This window comes from Cytobacillus sp. IB215665, from assembly GCF_033963835.1.
Classification (GTDB): Bacteria; Bacillota; Bacilli; order Bacillales; family SM2101; genus Nanhaiella.
The window spans coordinates 111,454-128,278 of record NZ_JAXBME010000003.1 but is presented as its reverse complement, the minus strand read 5'-3'; the positions used below and the strand labels follow the sequence as shown (position 1 = coordinate 128,278).

The following is a 16,825-nucleotide window of genomic DNA, read 5'->3' as shown; positions in this document are numbered from 1 at the left end:
TGTATATCATGACATAGGGGGAGAGCGATGTATAATTCTCTGCTAAGTTTAAAAATGGGGACAGTAAAACAGCGTAAAGCATATAGTGCCATAGAAAATTTAGGAATAATGAATGACTTAGTTGAGTATGATCCTGTAGTATGTGGAACGATACCCATTGGTGTTGATGTAATCGATTCTGATTTAGACATTATTATGGAAGTTGATCATTTACATAAACAAAGATTTGAAAATAAAGTAAAAAAACTTTATGGGAATGAAATCAATTTTAAGATCGTCAGAAAAAATATTAGAAACTTGGAAGTAGTCAAGGCCAATTTCATATTTTACGGCTTTGAATTTGAAATATTTGGACAATCACAGCCAGTTTTACAACAATATGCTTACCAACACATGGTTATAGAGAGATTTATACTAGAAGAGTTTCCAAGTATACGGCAACAAGTCGTTAATCTAAAAATAAAAGGATATAAGACTGAACCAGCATTTTGTGAAATTTTAGGTTTATCCGGAGATTCTTACGAGGCATTATTAAATTATGGGAGAGAAAAAGGGATTATTTAATGTTCATAAATTTTTTATCTACGTGAGAAACCACCAAATCCTTCAAAATTGAAATGACGAATAACAGCCGTATTAAACTTATTAAAATAAATTGAAAAAGAAAGTACACCTATATTTTGTAACGTAAACTCGGAAATCTTTATAGAATTTATGAGAACTTCAAGTTAACAATTCACTATTTAACATTATCCTAAAATCATGCTATTAAATTAGGGGTAGCACTAAATTATGAAAAATACTATAAAGATGCGTTTGTAAAGATTCTAAGGAAATGCAGTTAAAATAACGTAACTTGGTATAACAGCATCAAGGATTATATAACTGTTAATGATGGTAAGTGTATAACAATATTGCCGTGGTTCTAATTTGGTGATTATAGTAACAAAGCTTACGAACAGAATCTTATTCAACTACAACAAATATGCTTGTATTAATAATAATCTGAAAATTATGAATATAAGTATGATTTATATGTATTTTATGGTAAAATCAATGTGAAAAATTTAACATTTTAGGAGGGATGTTTTTGTTCACTAACCGGAAAGTTACTTTATTCGCATGTCTATTAATCACTTCTCTATTTGTATTAGGCTGTAGTAAGGAGGATGCTAGTAGCAAGGAGAAATCACCATCACTTCAAGTAATTGGCCACGCTAGTGTGAAAATTAAAACGAGCGATGGTAAAGTCATTTATATTGATCCTTGGGCAGGTGATGAGGAGGATTACTCAGAACCAGCAGATATTATTCTATCCACTCATGGACATTATGATCACAGTGATTTGTCAAAAGTAACGAAAAAAGATCAAACAGAAATTATTACACAATTTTACGATTTTGAAAATAATAAGATTGAGAGTGACTTACCCGGTAAAAACATTGAAGTATTAGGCATTAATATTAGTGCAGTTGTAGCTTATAATGATCACCACCCTATAGATTTATCCTATGGTTACGTACTAGAGTTTGATGGACTTCGGGTTTATCATGCTGGTGATACTGGTAAAATAGATGAAATGAATTTGTTGTCTGACAAAAATATAAATTATGCCTTATTAGGTATAGACGGTACATATGATAACATGAATGCAGAGGAAGCTATGGATGCAGCAATAATGATAAACGCTGATCGTGTCATTCCTATTCATACAGATGAACCTGGCATTTATAACGAAGAGAATGTTGAGAAATTCGAGGTGGAAAATAAATTAGTAGTAAAACCAGGAGAGACGATACAGTTAGAAGAGAAAAACTAGATTTAAAGTGTCTAATATTAGACTAATTAATAGAGAAAGCAAGGGAACTCTAAAGTGGAGTTCCCTTGTTCGTGATATCGTTCCAGTTGTAAAAAAAGATTCCAATAACATCAGGCTAAGAAAAGATTTAAAATAAGATAATTAGACGGTTTAATCAATACTACAAATAATAGCAGGGCACTCTTCGCAATTAATTTCTGTTTTTAAGAACTCTAAATCAAGAATGGTAATGAATCCTTTATTCATTGATATTTTCTTTTGACGTCGCAAGTCATTTAACATTCGGTTGACACTTTCTCTTGTTGTACCACAAAAGTTTGCCAGCTCCTGATTCGTAAGCGGTAAGTCAATAAAAATCCCATCTTCTTTCTTAATTCCATAGCTGTTTGACATACGAATAAGAGTAGAATATAGTGCACCTTTTTTTCCATTTAGAACTAAATCACGAAATTTTGTTTGCGTTTTCCGAAAGTGATCACTCATCCATTTCATAAATTCAAATGCAAGTTGGCTATTTTGAAAAAACTGCGTTTCTAGGTAGTCTTTTTTTATGACAGCTACTTCACAATCCTCTAGCACCTTTGCATTGAGAATATATTTTGCATCATCTGTAAAAAGTGTAAGCTCACCTACGATGTCATCTTGTCGACATATCCTTAATGTAAGTTCACGTCCATCAGCAGAAATTTTACTAATTTGTATTCTTCCCGAACGAATGATATAAAGTTCTGTAGCCTCCATCCCTTCTTGAAAAAGGTATGCTCCCTTGTTAACTTTCACGGTGTACTCAGAGGAATTTAACAATTCTTTTAGCTCAACAGACATGGTTGGTTTTGTAGGCTGGGATTGATTTTTTATTGTTACCACCTACCTTATGGAAGAATTAGTTGTTACTTCTATTAAATATGAAAACATTCAAAACTGCAACGTAAATATTATCATTCTACTGGGTTATCGAAAGGATTATGATTTTTTTTGATGTTGTACAACATAGATAATAGTATTATAAAGTTTGATTGAACTTAATTTATACTACCTCATTCATTCTAACTTAAAATTAATTAAAATTTTTCATAAAATGTCACAAATTGATGAGTAAAATTGTTTTAATTATGAAACGCTTATTTATCAGGCTCTTTTCGTAAACTTAGTTGTCATTGTCACGAAATTAGAAATACCAATAAGTATTGTAGCATTGCCGTAAGTGCTAATGAAAAGATGCTACAAACGCCATGTACAAAACAGCTTTGAACATAACTTTTAGTTATATGTAGCAAAACAACAGTCAATACGAAGATTGCCTTTATCAAAAAAAGAGGAGGGAAGGTAGTTGGAGAACGTAGCCGAAAACAAAGACAAGATATTGGACGATTATAACGATGATTTTAGCGAATTGATTAGTAAAAATCATCAAAGGATTCATACATATTGTTTTCATATGCTTAGAAATGTCCTAGATGCTGAAGATGCTACTCAAGAAGTGTTCGTGAAGGCTTATAATAACTTGCATAAAATAACCAATGAAACCAATCTATCTGCTTGGTTATATAAAATTGCATATCATCATTGTTTGAATGTCATAAAAAGACAAAGGTTAATCAAATTTATACCATTTCAACCTCATAATGAACCGCTAGCTCATAATAATGCAACAATGCATGAAACAGAGTTTAGTGAAGAGATTTCAGATGCTTTACGAGAATTATCAGCAAAAGAACGTACAATTATTATTTTAAAAACAGTTCAGGAGCTTTCATACACAGAAATTGGGCAAATTATGAGTAGTAATCAACCCGCAGTGCGCAAATGCTATGAGCGGGCTAGGAAAAAGCTAAAAAGATATTTACTAGCAAACGAGAATAGGAGGATAAAAGATGAAGAAATTTCATTCCTTTGAAGACTTTGAACGATCATTGAAAAATGAACAAATCCCTACAATGAATGAACAACAAATACATGAAGCTGTGTTTTACAAGAAAGATAGTAAAAGAACAAGCTTCATTGTTAACCGAAGGCTAGTGTTAATGACAACGGTATTACTCATTATTTTAACAACGTCAGTCGGTGTCGCTGCAAAATTAAATGGCTGGTCGTTGTTAAATACAAAAGGTGAAACGATGCTAGAGGTTACGAATGAAGAGTGGGATCATCCAAGTTTGAAACAATATGATGATAAAATCGATGAGTTAAAAAATACGCTTGAACCAGGTGAGTTTCTTTATTTTCTACCTATTGATCAATACGAAAGATATGGTCCAGGTGCTGTACTAACTGTTAAAAATGATACATATTTTTCTGATTATACAAATATGAAAAACTTTATTGAAAATAAAGTCTTATTACCAACTGAATTTCCTGGAGCCTATGAACTAGATAAAGGACAAATACAATACACTATTAAAAGTGAAGAAAACCTCTTAAATGTATATGAAGAAATGTATAAAGAGGGTAAAAGTAAGGGTCTAGAGTTTGTTACAAAAGAAGGAGAACTAAGTTCTAACATAGTTGTAATTTCAATGACCTTAAAAAACGAACTATACGAAAAGGTTTATATTAATATAATTTCAAGTACAAATGGCACTAAATGGCATATGAGTGATAAAGAATTAGAGCAATCAGAGAAGAGAAACCTAAATGGCGTAGATTATATATATAATTCAGATGAAAATAGAATATTATTTGCTGTTGAGGACGGAAAAGGAGAAAACTGGATTTATAGCATGCATCAAGTTAATAAGAGATCACCTGAAAACCCTTTACTTGATTTAACGGAAAATATTTTAAAACAAAAATAAGGTTAACGCCATATTTAAAGAGTAAATCAGGTGGAGGAGCACTCCACTTGATTTTAATTATGAGTATATTAATTGCTCAACTGTGCTACAAGGGTTAGTGTTTATACATCGTCGAAAATTGATTCCAGTCACAAATGATGATTTTCTTTTCTTCAATATCAATCATACGTTCACTTTTTAATTTTGAAAAAACTCGACTTACGCTTTCACGGGTAGATCCAATTATATTTGCAAATTCCTGTACTGTTAAAGGAAGTTCAATTTGAACTCCTTTACTTTTTTTTATACCAAAATCCTTTGCTAATCGATCAAGTGTTGAAATTGTTTTACTATATACATCCAGTAATGCGATATCTCTTATGATTGATGTAAAGCTACGTAGCTGACGACTCATATAACGAATCATTTCAACAGCTATGTCTGGGTTCTGCATTAATTCAACTTGTAAATGATTCGTGTCTAAGTATAAAACTTCCCCCTCTTGAAGCATTTGAGAAGTTGCAGGATACCGTGTTCCTTCTTCGCTAAATAACGCTGCTTCAGCGAATATATCTCCTGCTTTTTTTAAGCAAACAACAATTTCTTTTCCAGTCTGGTCTCCTTTTGTGAGGCGAACAATTCCAGATTTCACAAAAAAAACTGCTGTAGCTTCCTCAACTTCAGAAAAGATAATTTCCCCCTTATTAAAATATTGAGATTTAAGATTTTCCGAAATAAAGGCTAATGATTGCTCTGGTAAATCTTGAAATATATTTATTTTTCGTAACATCTGGACATACATGTTAAAACCTCCTTAACTGAGATAATAAAGAAATAATAGGAGAAATCGCTCCAAAAAATGTTTCCCAGTTAAAGTGTATACGACAAGTTAATTTCTTTAAGTGACAAGCATCACATTGTTTATAAATATATTTTGCTTTAATATGTATATAATAGGTTAAATATGCTATTACTGACTTAAATAATTTATGGGGGAGAGATTGCTTATGGTCAATCAGGCAATATCAATTCAAGACCAACATCATCGCCCTTTGCGGGATATAAGAATATCAGTTACTGACAGATGTAATTTTCGTTGTTCATATTGTATGCCAGCAGACATATTCGGCCCTGATTTTCCATTTTTACAAAGGAAAGAACTATTGACGTTTGAAGAAATTTCTAGACTCGTCAAATGCTTTGCTGAGGTTGGTGTGAAGAAGGTAAGGTTAACTGGGGGAGAACCGTTACTTAGAAAGGATCTTCATATTTTAATTAAGCAACTGTCATTAATCGCTGGAATTGAGGATATTGCTCTTACTACAAACGGAATATATTTACCAAAATATGCGAAAGAGTTAAAGCAAGCTGGTTTACAGCGTGTAAATATAAGCTTGGATGCTATTGAAGATGAAATATTTAAAAAAATGAACGGCAGATCTGTAGGCGTATCACCAGTTTTAAAAGGTATAGCGGCTGCTAAAAAAGAGGGTCTAATCGTAAAAGTAAATATGGTTGTTAAGAAGGGCTTAAATGATTCTCAAATTATACCGATGGCGAAATATTTTAAAAAGGAAGAGATTCCTATTCGCTATATTGAGTTTATGGATGTCGGTAGCACAAATGGCTGGAATTATGATCAAGTGGTAACGAAAAAACAAATATTTCACCAGTTAGAAGAACACTTTGAATTAGAACCAGTAGAGCAACGATATTTTGGCGAAGTAGCAACATGCTATCGCCATAAAGGCTCAAATACAGAAGTAGGATTCATTACATCTGTTTCAGAGTCATTTTGTTCCAGCTGTACAAGGGCTCGTATATCAGCAGATGGGAAAATGTACAATTGTTTATTTGCATCGAAAGGCCACGATTTTAAGAAAATATTACGTGCTAATGCATCAAGTGAAACAATTATAGAGGAAATTAAAAAGGTGTGGGGTGCGCGACATGATCGTTATTCAGATGAACGCACTGAACACTCAGCAAAAATGAGAGAAAAAATCGAAATGTCCTACATTGGCGGGTGAGAAGTATCTTGAACATCCCCGATAAGCAAAGAAGAGTCGGATGAAAAGTCACTTTTTAACGTTCTGAAGGTTTGTTTTATGAAAACAAGCAGATAAGCTCTGTAGGTAGGATATCATAGAAATCAGCAAACTCAATAACAAACCCTCTGACACAATTTGTCAGAGGGTTTTAACTTATGAAATCTTATTGAATAAAATATTATTTTCTAGATGGATATGCTCAAATAAATCAGATTCTAGCTCTTCTAATCGATTAAATACTAATTGATACGTTCTACATGCACCTAATGGTGGAGTGAAATTATTCGTTACGGTACGTAGTTCTTTTAAGATATCACCTGCATTATCATGTTCATTTTTCGTAGCTTCGAGAATATTGACGATTTTGTCTCGATTACTATTAGAAGGGTCGCGCTCGAACGATAAGAATGATGGAAATAACTCAGTTTCTTCACTGATAAGGTGCTCTTCTAAATCTGCTTTTAACGTGTTGAATAGCTTATGAACTTGTATAAGTTCTGGATGGGTTTGTCCATGTACCCTCATCACCTTAGTTACATACGGGCTTAATTGTGGAAGCTCCTCTTCTAAATAACGATGATGTTTATCTATTATGCGATTGATAAGTTCGGTAATAGATGCCGAATTCCAGTTGTGTTGAGAACTTGAATCGTTTTCTTTCTCTTCATACAATTTGTTTAGCTCTGCAATTATTTTTTTTGTAGAAACATTTCTTTCAAGAGCTGATTCTTTTATCGGTCGATTCCCATTACAACAAAAATCAATCCTATAAGATTTAAATATATCACTAGCTTTAGGAAATTCTGCTACAACTTCCCCTACAATCATGTTTTCATCGAATTTATTTGGCATTTCTATTTCCTCCTCATTATTAAAAGTGAATACTTCCGTTATAGCATAGCCAATTCAAATGCGTAGCGTGGTGATTGAGATCACAGGTCTTTCATTGTGAACGTAACTTTATGGACAGGAAATGCGGTGTCAATTAGGTAAATTGACAATTAGCGTCACACATCTTTCATAATATCGAAACAGGATTGTGACAAATGTCATACAAAAATGAAAAAAGCTATTATATGATGAAATTACAATGAGAAGAATTATCATTATCATAAAAGATGTTAATTTGTATCTTTAGCTATGAAGAACTTTTCCGCTATTTCAGGAGGGATATCATATGAACATGGCTAGCTTGAAAAAAGGTTCTACAGCAAAAATTATTGATTTGTCATTAGCAAGTGATCTTGTGAAGCAACGGTTATTAGACATGGGCGTCGTAGAAGGTGAAAATATTTGCTTAAGGTGTGTCATGCCATTTGGAGGTCCAGTATTGATTGAGTGCTGCGGACAATGTATAAGCATTAGACGTAATGAGGCAGCGAAGATTGGAGTGGATGATATTGTCCTCACAAATTGCACTATTCGGGAATCCTAATACAGGAAAAACATCGCTGTTTAATAATTTGACAGGATCATATGAATACGTTGGTAACTGGAGTGGGGTGACCGTTGAGAAGAAAATTGGTATTTTAAGAGATAATCAAGGCCAGCTCATTGATCTCCCAGGAGTGTATTCATTAAATCCACTTTCAAAGGATGAAGAAGTTGTCACAAATTTTATGCTTACAGCATCATTTGAAAAAATTGTTAATATTGTTGATGCTTCTCAACTAAAGCGGAATTTACACTTAACAGTGCAGTTGCTAGAGTTCGAGAAACCTATCATTATCGGTTTAAATATGGTTGATGTTGCAAAAAAAAGAGGCTTGAAGATCAATGCTGAAAAATTAGCTGACTTGCTTGATGTCATAGTAGCCCCTATTATTGCTCGAACTGGAATGGGCTGTGGAGAACTTACAGCTAATCTTGCGTTGCTAAATGAATCTAGTGAAAGGGTATTTGCATTAAATTATGGTGTTATTTTAGAAGAAGCTATTCAGCAAATTGAAGATAAACTACCAGACAAATTATCTATATCAAAACGGTGGTTAGCTATACAATATTTGGAAGGGAATAAACAAGTAGAGTCATATGTTAACCAACTTTTAAAACCAAATATACTTGAGAAAATAAAGCACCAAACGGAACAGATGATATCAAAAGATGCTGAAGGTGGAACAATACGTCATTATATCTATCATATACGTGATCAGTTTATTAGTGATTTAATAGTAAATGTAATGGAAGTGTCAGAGACAAAGGAAAGAACAACAACGGAATTAATTGATAATATAGTCACGAATAAATACTTCGGGTTACCACTATTTTTACTATTTATGTATATCATTTTTATGGTAACTTTTGATTGGCTCGGTTCACCTTTAGCGGATTTGTTGGATGGCTTTATATCAGGACCAATATCAACATTGTTAGCAAATGGACTTGAGGTTATAGGTGCTTCGGAGTTTATTCAATCGCTAGTACTTGATGGCATTGTGGCAGGGGTTGGTGGAGTATTAGTATTTGTACCACAAATTTTTATCTTGTTTCTATTAATCTCATTCCTTGAAGATTCAGGATATTTGGCGAGAGTAGCTGTCGTGATGGATAGATTAATGGAGGCAATTGGCTTAAATGGAAAGGCATTTATTCCTATGATTATAGGTTTCGGATGTAATGTTCCAGGTGTTATGGCAGCTAGAACAATTGAGCAACCGAAAGAGCGTTTGTTAACAATATTATTAACGCCTTTAATGTCTTGCTCCGCAAGATTACCTGTATATGCGTTGTTTGCAGGAGCATTCTTTATTAAACATCAAGCTGTCATCGTATTTTTATTGTATGTATTAGGAATTGTTGTTGCGATGGTGCTAGCAAAATTGTTCTCTAGTATATTTTTCAAAGGAGAAAAATCACTGTTCGTCATGGAACTACCTCCTTATCGCATCCCTCAATTGTTAACATTGTCACGTAGTACGTGGGAGAAGGGAAAGGGATTTTTGAAAAAAGCAGGAACAATCATTTTTGCAGGTTCTGTTTTTATTTGGTTGTTAACATACTTTGGACCAAGTGGTGTCGCTGAACAAATGGATAATAGCTTTTTAGCTTTAATAGGTGGTTATATAGCTCCTTTATTTGCCCCTTTAGGATTTGGCACATGGCAAGCTGCCGCTTCGTTGATGACAGGTTTTTTTGCAAAAGAAGTTGTCGTATCGACGATGAATATTATTTACTATGCGCCTAACACAGAATCTTTACAAGGAATGTTATCACAATATTATACACCAATCTCCGCTATTAGCTTTATGTCATTTGTCCTTTTATACGTACCTTGTCTTGCAACAGTAGCTACGATAAAAAAAGAATCGAATTCGACGAAATGGACACTTTTTTCAGTTGGATATGCCCTAGTAATTGCTTATGTAATTTCTTTACTTATTTATCAAGTCGGAAAAATGTTTTTATAGTAGTAAGTATAGATCACTGACTAAATATTAAAGGAAGTGATAAAATGGTAGTAAATATTGTCCTTGGAACATTGATTATCGGTTATGCGGCATTCATGCTCTTAAAATCATTAAAACGTAGCTCAAAAGGAAAATGTGCAAATTGTTCAAGTTCTTGCCAGCTTCCATGTGCTCATACTTCAACAGTACATGATGAAGTTTCACAAGCTCCAGAAGAGCATACAGTTAAATAATGGAGGAGCATGGTTTCTTTTAGAGGAGATTTAACAAGGATGAGAAAATAAACCAATTTAGTAATTTGGCAGTCGTGGTCAAGGACTTTGCTATTAAAAAAGTTTTATCAACTTAATGCATCATTTTATGAAATTAGCTCAGCTAGATAAACTTTAAGCTATCGTTAAAGAGAAGAAAAGATATTGGAAACTTTTGTTGTATACCCGTAAATAATTAGAATGTAAATAAGTCTGTTAGAAATAACTATAAAGGAGTAGGCACATGGTGGAAAAAAGACAATTAACACCAGTATCAGAAGCTGTTAGCAAGGTTATGGCACATGCTAAGCATGGTGAAATAGAAAAAGTATCAATAGATGATTGCTATGGTCGTTTTCTTGCAGAAACGATTGTTGCAGATCACGATGTACCACACTTTGATCGCTCTGCTTTTGACGGCTTTGCGATACGTGCAGTAGATTCCATACATGCGAATCAACATAATCTTATTGAATTTGAAGTGGTTGAAGAAATAGGTGCTGGGCAGGTAGCATCAGAGACATTAACAGAAGGTCAAGCGATACGAATTATGACAGGAGCGCGAATGCCTTCGACTGCAAACGCGATTGTAATGCTCGAATTAACAAAGCAATACGAACGTGATGGAAAAAAGTATATGTCTATTAAGCGACCTTTTAAAGAAGGTGATAACGTTTCTTTTAAAGGTGAAGACACAAAAAAAGGTACTGTATTAGTTGAAAAAGGACATTTTATAAATCCAGGTATAAAAGCGTTATTAGCTACATTTGGTTATAGTACTGTAAAAGTAGGAAAAAAACCAAAAGTAGGTGTGTTTGCAACAGGGTCAGAACTACTTGATGTAGATATGCCTCTAGAGCCAGGAAAAATACGAAATAGTAATTCCTACATGATTTGCGATCAAATAGAACGTTGTGGTGGAGAGGCCGTTTATCTTGGAAAGCTCATGGATGATTTTCAATCATGTTACGAGGCGATGAAAAATGCACTTCAACATGTTGATATTCTTATTACCACAGGCGGTGTTTCTGTAGGAGACTTTGATTACATACAAGAAATTTATAACAAGCTAGGAGCTGAACTCCTTTTCAACAAAATTTCAATGCGACCGGGCAGTGTGACTTCAGTTGCACAGTTAAATGGTCAGCTATTATTTGGCTTATCTGGGAATCCATCAGCCTGTTATGTTGGTTTTGAACTATATGCTCGTCCAATCATAAGGAGCCTATTATTTTCAGCACGTCCACACCTTCAAAAAATTCAAGCTACGCTTAATGAAGACTTCCCTAAAGCTAATCCTTTCACGAGATTTGTAAGGAGTAAGTTGTCATACCATGAAGGAAAAGTTTTTGTAGCGCCGAGTGGTTTAGATAAATCAAATGTAGTTGTTTCTTTAGCTTCTACGAATGCGTTAATGATGTTACCAGGTGGCACTAGAGGATTTCAAAAAGGAATGCTGGTAGACGTGTTGTTACTTGAAGATCAAGAAGGTTGTCAATGGCCGTGGTGAAAACACCAGTAATTTTACAAATAGTAGGGTATCAAAATAGTGGGAAAACCACTTTAGTTGAACGCTTTGTGCATGAATCAGTCAAACAAGGTTTAAAGGTTGGCACAATTAAACATCATGGTCACGGTGGCAAACCAAAGGAAAATGATGTAGGGAAAGACACATATCGTCACCGGCAAGCTGGTGCAGTCATAACTGGGGTTGAGGGGGAAGGGACTGTTCACATTCATATTGAAAATGACGAAACTTCCTTGAAGCAATTACTACAAATGTATAATCCATTTGGCCTAGACATCATTTTTGTAGAGGGATATAAACAAGCACAATTTCCGAAAATCGTTTTATTACGATCGATAGAAGATATCCATTTATGTAACGAATTAACGAACGTGTTAGCTATGATAAAATGGTTCGATCATCATCAATTTGATGAGGTTCAATATAAGGTGTTCAATATTGGTGAGCAAGAAAAATATATTCCGACGATTTTACAAAATGTGAGGAGACGACATGGACAATAAAAATTTTTTAGTGACTGAAGATCCAATTCGAGTTCAAGAATTAATAGATAAAGTAGTTAGGCGTGAAGCAGGAGCGGTAACTACTTTCATCGGTACAGTGAGAGAGTTTACAAAGGGAAAGCGAACTTTATTTTTACAATATGAATCATATGTTACGATGGCTGAAAAAAAACTAGCACAAATAGGTGAAGAAATAACAGAGAAATGGCCTGATGCTACAGTAGCGATCACTCATCGAATTGGTAGGTTAGAAATATCAGATATTGCAGTGGTCATTGCTGTATCAACACCTCATAGAAAAGATGCTTATGAGGCGAATGAGTATGCGATTGAACGTATAAAGCAAATTGTTCCGATTTGGAAAAAAGAGCATTGGGAAAATGGTGAAAAATGGATTGGTGATCAACTGGAACAAAATGAATACCCAACAGGACAACCTGAGGAGGAGCATATCAATGATTAAAGTTTTACTTTTTGCACATTTGCAGGATGAGGTAGGTAAAGAAACGATAACGATAGATAAGGCACCTCTAACAATAGCTGAATTAAAAGTATTGCTATCAGACCAATTTGAACTACAAAATGTAGAACAATTAATGTTTGCAATAAATGAAGAATATGCACAAGAGAATGATGTCGTCCAAACAGGAGATATTGTTGCACTTATTCCACCTGTAAGCGGAGGGTGAAAATAAAGTCATATATTTCAAAACTCGTATAGAATCAGGGCACCTTTTCTCCTATAATAAAAATCATGATCATAAAAAAGACTTTTTGTTAATATGGTAATTTTTCACAAAGTCGAGCTATTAGTAGGAAAAACAACGATCAATGAGTGAAAACAATATATGTTAAAAAGATAACTCCACCTAGTGTAGAGTTATCTTTTTTATGGGTTGAGATCGCAGATATATCTTACATGTAATGGGTTTGCTCTTTTATAGCGTAGTTTTTTATTTTTTCGTAAAGCGTTGAGCGACTAATGCCTAACAAATGGGCTGCTTTAGTTCGATTGCCGTTTGTTTGGATAAGCGCTTGAATGATCAATGATTTTTCAGACTCTTTCAGAAGATTTTTTTGATTAGTAAAATATCCATTGTTAAAGCTATGAAAAGTAGGTTGTGTTTGTTGAGGTTCATGTGAAAGCTCTTCAAATTGAATATGTAGTGGCTCGATCCATTTTGTATTAGTAAAGTGATAAGCACGTTCAATAATGTTCTCAAGTTGCCGTACATTTCCAGGCCAATCGTATTGTTGAAGCTTTTCAATGCCACCGTTTGAAATACCAAGGATAGCTCGCTTTGTTTTGCCATTAAACTTTTCAATGAAGTGATTACATAGTAATGGGATATCCTCCATACGTTCTTTTAAAGGAGGGATTTGGAGTTGTATGACATTGATTCGATAGTATAAATCTTCTCTAAAATTTCCTTTAGCAATTAACTCAATTAAATTCTTATTTGTAGCTGCTATAATTCTCACGTCAACCTTGATCGTTTTTGTGCCACCAACTCTTTCAAACTCTCTTTCTTGTAAAACACGTAATAGCTTTGCTTGGAGAGATAACGGCATATCACCAATTTCATCTAAAAAAAGGGTACCTTCATGGGCTAATTCAAATTTACCAGGTTTCCCTCCTCTTTTTGCACCAGTAAAGGCACCAGAAGTATAGCCGAAAATCTCTGCTTCTAACAGCTCTTCAGGAATAGCTGCACAGTTAATTTTGATGAAATTCCCTTTTCTACCTGATGACAAATGGATACCATCTGCTAATAATTCTTTACCAGTGCCACTCTTTCCAGTAATTAAAATGGTAGAAAATGATTGTGCGGCTATTAGTGCTTGTTGTGTTAAATCTTCCATTTTCTCACTTCTAGAAATGATGTGATGAAAATAATTTGTGCTTTGTTTTGTAGATACTAGATTTTTAGCGACTTGTTCATAATCTGTAATATCCTTCAAAACCACCATGCCCCCAGTAATTGTTTCCCATTGTACTAAAGGTATAAATGAAGCAATCACTGATGTTGTACCAATTAATAGTTGCTTATGCTTTATCGTGATCTTTGATTTAATTGCAGACTTTAAATAATGGGTAACTGTTGGAGAGATCTCTTCTATTGAATGATTGATAAGTTGAGTTTTATCGTAGTTAAGGATACTAGTTGCAGGTGTGTTAACAGATGTAATTGTGAGGTGTAAGTTAACAGAAATAACCGACTCTTCTAGGTTATTTATTAATAAATTTAGACGATCTGTTAAGCTTTGACTTTCTGAAATTAGCCCTCGAATGAGTTCAGACTTTGTTAGTACGCCTACTACTCTTTGTTGATCGTTAAGAACGATAGCATGACCAACATTTTCTTGCACTAGCAAGTCTTTTGCATAATATACATTATCATTTTCATTAAGTGTTATTACGTTTTTTTTTATGTATGGAGTGATTTCTTTTGCTAATTCTCCTGAGTTGAGCAAACAGCGATAGAGAGAGTATTTGGTGACAATTCCTACGAATTTTTTATTACTTAATACACAAGCGATATCTTGACGAAAATGTAAAAATGCTTGAAGAACATCTCGAACGGAGCTCGTAGGTTCAATTTGGATAAATTGATACGAAGTGATTTGACGGATTTCTATTAGGAAAACCCCCTTTTCCATTTGTTGTAATTGTATTAAAAAAAATCTAAAAATTCAATACATTCGTCCGATTTCCGTACAGTCGTATGATTCTACGGACATATGTAGTCATGTTGCCATGCTAACAGCAATATATAATCGTATTTTTTATTAGGAAAAATTGTGTTTAAATTCTTTCGTATGAGCCAATTACATCACATTTATGGGTCAAAAACTCTGAGTTACCTATTTGGCACAACATTTGCATAAAGCTATTTGTAGGATATCTTTTATATTCATCTACTAATTTTTCTTGCTTATAAGGAGGTTAATTAATGAGAGAAGATTATGAGCTATATTTAAGAGAAAAAGAAAGAATTTTAAAAGGTGGGAAAGAAAAATACCATCAGTATAACGCAAGTAAAGGCAAGATGTTCGTTCGAAGTAGGTTATCGAAGTTATTTGACGAGGGGTCAATCGTTGAGGACGGTTTATTTGCCAATGCGGAGGAACCTGAATTACCTGCTGACGCTTGTATCACTGGTATCGGTGAGATTAACGGGAGAACGGTATGTTTTTTGGCAGCCGATTCAACAGTAAAAGCAGGGTCATGGGGACCAAAATCAGTCGAGAAGAATATACGAATTCAAGAAAAAGCGATGGAACTACAAGTGCCAATGTTATACCTTATTGATTCTGCAGGAGCTAGAATAACTGAGCAATTGGACGTTTTTCCTGGGAAAAGACAAGGTGGGAAGGTTTTTTATAACCAAATCCAAATGTCTGGATCTGTACCGCAAATATGTATTTTATTTGGACCGTCACCAGCTGGTGCTGCCTACGTACCTGCGTTTTCTGATTTGGTTATTATGGTTGATCAAAATGCTTCAGCGTATTTGGGGTCTCCTAGAATGGTTGAAATGGCGATCGGTGAGAAAACGACGATGGATGAAATGGGTGGAGCAAAAATGCATTGCTCAGTAAGTGGACTAGGTGATGTGCTCGTCCAAACTGAAGATGAAGCGATCGAAACATGTAAGCATTACTTAACATTTATGCCGCAAAATTGGCAAGAATCGCCGGAGGAGGGTGTAAGTAAAGAACCAGTAAAAGGAAGAAAAATAGAACAAATTATTCCTCAAAATGAAAACGTCCCTTTCGATATGTATGAACTAATTAATCAAGTAATAGATGAAGATAGCTGGTTTGAATATAAAAAGTTATTTGCACCAGAGCTCATAACTGGCTTTTGTAGGATTGGCGGAAAAGTAACGGGGGTAGTTGCAAACCAACCAAAGGTAAAGGGGGGCACCTTATTTGTAGATTCGCCAGACAAAGCAGCGCGCTTTATTAAGATTTGTAATGCCTACAGTATCCCTCTGTTGTTTTTATCAGATGTTCCAGGCTATATGATTGGATCAAAAGTCGAAAGAAGCGGGATCATTAGGCATGGTGCAAAAATGATTTCTGCACTATCAGAGGCAACAGTTTCAAAAATTTGTGTCGTTGTAAGAAAGTGTTACGGTGCAGGATTATATGCGATGGCTGGGCCAGCGTTTGGCACAGATGCAGTGTTAGCGCTGCCGAGTGGATCAATAGCTGTAATGGGACCGCAGGCAGCTGTAAATGCAGTTTATTTTAATAAAATACTCGAGCTTCCTGAAGAAGAACGCCAGGCTTTTGTTCAAGCTAAGCGAGAGGAATATGCAGAGAATATTAATATCCATAAGCTAGCTTCAGAGTTAATTATAGATGACTTAATCGGCTTTGAAGAGTTAAGATCGGCAGTTATACGTAGGTTTGCATTATATAAAACGAAAAAAGTACATGTGACCGAAAAGAGAAACGCGATTCATCCAGTATAGAAAAGAGG

17 protein-coding genes are annotated in these 16,825 nt (G+C 34.4%); 13 read left to right on the top strand and 4 right to left on the bottom strand.

Going from position 1 to position 16,825, the window contains the following annotated elements; translation table 11 throughout:
• Positions 1–27 precede the first annotated feature (27 nt).
• Positions 28–564 carry a DUF4269 domain-containing protein gene (locus SLH52_RS04885; protein WP_320208170.1) on the top strand — a complete coding sequence of 179 codons (537 nt, stop codon included), beginning with the start codon at positions 28–30 and terminating at the stop codon, positions 562–564.
• A 526-nt stretch (positions 565–1,090) separates the two neighbouring features.
• Positions 1,091–1,819 carry an MBL fold metallo-hydrolase gene (locus SLH52_RS04880; protein ID WP_320208169.1) on the top strand — a complete coding sequence of 243 codons (729 nt, stop codon included), beginning with the start codon at positions 1,091–1,093 and terminating at the stop codon, positions 1,817–1,819.
• A gap of 150 nt (positions 1,820–1,969) precedes the next feature.
• Here SLH52_RS04880 and SLH52_RS04875 read toward each other — a convergent pair whose 3' ends face one another.
• Positions 1,970–2,644, bottom strand: a complete 675-nt coding sequence (locus SLH52_RS04875) for a Crp/Fnr family transcriptional regulator (protein ID WP_320208411.1) — start codon at positions 2,642–2,644, stop codon at positions 1,970–1,972.
• Positions 2,645–3,149: 505 nt separating this feature from the next.
• On the opposite strand from SLH52_RS04875, the gene SLH52_RS04870 reads away from it, so the two are divergent.
• Positions 3,150–3,716 (top strand): RNA polymerase sigma factor, encoded by a 567-nt coding sequence (locus SLH52_RS04870; RefSeq protein WP_320208168.1) that lies wholly within the window; start codon positions 3,150–3,152, stop codon positions 3,714–3,716.
• Positions 3,694–4,614 carry a hypothetical protein gene (locus SLH52_RS04865; RefSeq protein ID WP_320208167.1) on the top strand — a complete coding sequence of 307 codons (921 nt, stop codon included), beginning with the start codon at positions 3,694–3,696 and terminating at the stop codon, positions 4,612–4,614. The genes SLH52_RS04870 and SLH52_RS04865 overlap by 23 nt, the downstream gene beginning before the upstream one ends.
• A 94-nt stretch (positions 4,615–4,708) precedes the next feature.
• Here SLH52_RS04865 and SLH52_RS04860 read toward each other — a convergent pair whose 3' ends face one another.
• Entirely contained in the window at positions 4,709–5,395 is a 687-nt protein-coding gene (locus tag SLH52_RS04860) for a Crp/Fnr family transcriptional regulator (RefSeq protein WP_320208166.1), read from the bottom strand.
• 205 nt (positions 5,396–5,600) lie between these two features.
• Here SLH52_RS04860 and moaA point away from each other — a divergent pair, with 205 nt between their 5' ends.
• Positions 5,601–6,623, top strand: coding sequence for a GTP 3',8-cyclase MoaA (moaA, locus tag SLH52_RS04855; protein WP_320208165.1), 1,023 nt, complete (start codon positions 5,601–5,603; stop codon positions 6,621–6,623).
• A gap of 174 nt (positions 6,624–6,797) precedes the next feature.
• Here the strand turns inward: moaA and ric are convergent, their stop codons facing one another.
• Positions 6,798–7,496, bottom strand: coding sequence for an iron-sulfur cluster repair di-iron protein (ric, locus tag SLH52_RS04850; RefSeq protein WP_320208164.1), 699 nt, complete (start codon positions 7,494–7,496; stop codon positions 6,798–6,800).
• Positions 7,497–7,821: 325 nt separating this feature from the next.
• On the opposite strand from ric, the gene SLH52_RS04845 reads away from it, so the two are divergent.
• From SLH52_RS04845 to moaD, 7 genes are all read left to right on the top strand, one after another.
• The gene (locus SLH52_RS04845; RefSeq protein ID WP_320208163.1) at positions 7,822–8,079 is read left to right on the top strand and encodes a FeoA family protein; all 258 of its coding nucleotides are present in this window, start codon (positions 7,822–7,824) and stop codon (positions 8,077–8,079) included.
• On the top strand, positions 8,039–10,051 hold the full coding sequence (gene feoB / locus SLH52_RS04840; RefSeq protein ID WP_320208410.1) for a ferrous iron transport protein B: 2,013 nt from the start codon (positions 8,039–8,041) through the stop codon (positions 10,049–10,051). The genes SLH52_RS04845 and feoB overlap by 41 nt, the downstream gene beginning before the upstream one ends.
• Positions 10,052–10,095: 44 nt before the next feature.
• The gene (locus SLH52_RS04835; protein ID WP_320208162.1) at positions 10,096–10,284 is read left to right on the top strand and encodes a FeoB-associated Cys-rich membrane protein; all 189 of its coding nucleotides are present in this window, start codon (positions 10,096–10,098) and stop codon (positions 10,282–10,284) included.
• Between the two features lie 262 nt (positions 10,285–10,546).
• Entirely contained in the window at positions 10,547–11,812 is a 1,266-nt protein-coding gene (glp, locus tag SLH52_RS04830; RefSeq protein WP_320208161.1) for a gephyrin-like molybdotransferase Glp, read from the top strand.
• Positions 11,800–12,333 (top strand): molybdopterin-guanine dinucleotide biosynthesis protein B, encoded by a 534-nt coding sequence (gene mobB, locus SLH52_RS04825; protein ID WP_320208160.1) that lies wholly within the window; start codon positions 11,800–11,802, stop codon positions 12,331–12,333. The genes glp and mobB overlap by 13 nt, the downstream gene beginning before the upstream one ends.
• Positions 12,323–12,796 (top strand): molybdenum cofactor biosynthesis protein MoaE, encoded by a 474-nt coding sequence (locus SLH52_RS04820; protein WP_320208159.1) that lies wholly within the window; start codon positions 12,323–12,325, stop codon positions 12,794–12,796. Before mobB ends, SLH52_RS04820 begins: the two co-directional genes overlap by 11 nt.
• Entirely contained in the window at positions 12,789–13,022 is a 234-nt protein-coding gene (gene moaD / locus SLH52_RS04815; protein ID WP_320208158.1) for a molybdopterin converting factor subunit 1, read from the top strand. Before SLH52_RS04820 ends, moaD begins: the two co-directional genes overlap by 8 nt.
• A gap of 226 nt (positions 13,023–13,248) precedes the next feature.
• On the opposite strand, the gene SLH52_RS04810 is transcribed toward moaD, so the two are convergent.
• On the bottom strand, positions 13,249–14,994 hold the full coding sequence (locus SLH52_RS04810) for a sigma 54-interacting transcriptional regulator (protein WP_320208157.1): 1,746 nt from the start codon (positions 14,992–14,994) through the stop codon (positions 13,249–13,251).
• A 293-nt stretch (positions 14,995–15,287) separates the two neighbouring features.
• Here SLH52_RS04810 and SLH52_RS04805 point away from each other — a divergent pair, with 293 nt between their 5' ends.
• Positions 15,288–16,817, top strand: coding sequence for an acyl-CoA carboxylase subunit beta (locus SLH52_RS04805; RefSeq protein WP_320208156.1), 1,530 nt, complete (start codon positions 15,288–15,290; stop codon positions 16,815–16,817).
• Positions 16,818–16,825: the final 8 nt, after the last annotated feature.